The sequence below is a fragment of the Okeania sp. SIO2F5 genome (genome assembly GCF_010692685.1).
GTDB lineage: Bacteria > Cyanobacteriota > Cyanobacteriia > Cyanobacteriales > Microcoleaceae > Okeania > Okeania hirsuta.
In genome coordinates this window covers 1-2,164 of the sequence record NZ_JAAHGU010000285.1, presented here as the reverse complement: position 1 = coordinate 2,164, position 2,164 = coordinate 1, and the positions used below count along the sequence as shown (strand labels likewise).

Annotated in this window: 1 protein-coding gene and 1 pseudogene; one reads left to right on the top strand and one right to left on the bottom strand. The window is 37.2% G+C overall.

Translation table 11 applies throughout. The features are described from left to right. Positions 1 to 342, bottom strand: a pseudogene (locus F6K27_RS32940) (RNA-guided endonuclease TnpB family protein); the annotation flags it as partial. A 522-nt stretch (positions 343 to 864) separates the two neighbouring features. On the opposite strand from F6K27_RS32940, the gene F6K27_RS32935 reads away from it, so the two are divergent. Next, positions 865 to 1,227, top strand: coding sequence for a rhodanese-like domain-containing protein (locus F6K27_RS32935; RefSeq protein WP_124144466.1), 363 nt, complete (start codon positions 865 to 867; stop codon positions 1,225 to 1,227). Positions 1,228 to 2,164 lie beyond the last annotated feature (937 nt).

The following is a 2,164-nucleotide window of genomic DNA, read 5'->3' as shown; positions in this document are numbered from 1 at the left end:
TCATACGTTCTCAGGCTTAACGGCATATCTTGGACGTGACCACACCTGCAACAAGTCTTTGATGATGGAAAAAATCTATCTACTACTACTAACTCTGAACAGTACCATTGGCATTTATATTCTAGCTGTCGCCTGAACTCGTAAAATCCTTGGTTTGCACCCACCCCTCTAGCTCCCCTCCTGGGAGGGGATGGGGGTGGGTTATGGTTAGATAACATTCCACTAACGTTCAAATCTTCTATGACAATTGTGCCGTGGTTTTTGGCTTGCGTATGTTGTCAATTTATGAAGTGCATCTTTGCGGATGTTCGCTACTCGCCTATGCAGCCTAGCTATCTTAAGTTGTGCTCCCCATCTTCGTCAAGAAAGAAACGAGACACCTCAGGCTGATCGATGGTATCCAGGTATTCCTTCAAGCCTGCATTGATGCTTGCTTGTGTTGTAGATACAACAAATTCGTATTTATATCTGTCGGATGAAAGGTATGATTCGTTAGCTACCACAGTCCATTAGGAGTAAAATTGCTATTAAATTTTAATACAAAATGGGCAGTAGTTTTAAGAGGCATTAGTCGAACAGTGAATTTGGCCTATAATACGGTAGATTAGTTTAGTGAGAGCTGCCTCTCAAAAAGCGAGTGCCTAATTCTTGGGCCTCCCCAGAATGTAAGACCCACTCAAGACACAAAAAAACTCTCTCATACCAGAATATTTAATCAAGAATAAGCGATGGCAAACTTCAAAAATTTGTCTACTTGACTAAAATAAGAAAAAATTATATAGTTTTACACTAAATTTATAGTAATGTTGAAAAGCTTTCTATAACTCGACCGTTAATACAAAGTCATTAACTCCACTCTCTCAAATGTCACAACAATCTTCCGAAGGACCTTTACTAGATATTACTGTCGAAGAACTAGCAGACCGGTTAACAGATGGTATTCCTGAAAATTTACAATTAGTTGATGTTCGGGAAGATCGAGAAGTAGAAATAGCTTCTATCAAAGGTTTTAAAGTTTTATCTTTAAGTAAATTTTCTGAATGGTCAGACCAAATTCATGTCCATTTAGACCATGAGAAAGAAACTCTAGTCTTGTGTCATCATGGTATACGTTCAGCTCAAATGTGCCAATGGTTGAAGAGTCAGGGTTTTACAAATGTGAAAAATATTATTGGTGGTATTGATGCCTACTCAATGGTAGTAGATAAAAGTATACTTCGCTATTAGTCAGAATTCGGAACTTTTCGTTTCCGGCAAACTTTAGTTACCAAAGAGCTGATTTATAAAGTAAATATTAAGAGGCTGAATTTCTTACAGGACAAAGGTTTTACCGATTGTAGGCCAGTAAAGTAGAAATTTATGAGACCTAGATAGCATAAGAGTTTTCCTGCGGAATGCTGCGCAAACAGCTCAGTTAATAAATCAGCTCTAACATAAAATATTGCAAATTTTATATTTGCTACGGTTGGAAGATTTTAGATCAAATCCGCTCGGGTTCAGTATAAAAAAAATGTTCCATTTTCAGCCATTGCCAAATATTTCTTTATTTCCCCACATTCACCTCCTGAGAGGGGTTGGGGGTAGGTCCCCACACTATGAATCTAATTACACCAATGTTACCGGATTTGATATAAAGTTCTCAATTACAGGAGATTTCAGGTAAATGATATACACAGAAGAATGGTAAAGTATTTGTAGTGTAGGCATCTTGCCTGCGACTGGTGTACCTTACTAATCTGAAATAGGCTGTATCTTGAGAAGAGAATTTTTATTACGTCTAATTAATGAGACTTGATATTTAGACAGAGAAATATTTTTCGTTGTTGCTTGTTGACTCACAGGAGTGCGCTACCAGATACTAGCTTGGTTTGCTCAGATGCCCACAGGTGGCGCTTCCTTCCCATCTTTATTGTTGACACGGAGTTGCACCACTGTTCCCTGCTATATCTACAAACTAAGATAAATATGAGTAGATAATAACGAAGTATAAGTTATAGCAATGAGCGCTGGCATCTTTACATGTTACATAGATATTTGCAATGTAATATAAAAGTAACTGTATGAGCTGTATTTTTCATAAATTAGGCGATCGCTAAACCTTAAAGTTTTAAGGATGTCTGTAATGGTATTGATAATTTACAGTTTATAGCTTGAAATTGTTTAC

Coding starts and splice junctions, on each gene's coding strand:
- F6K27_RS32935 (WP_124144466.1), top strand. CDS start 865: ATGTCACAACAATCTTCCGAAGGACCTTTACTAGATATTACTGTCGAA.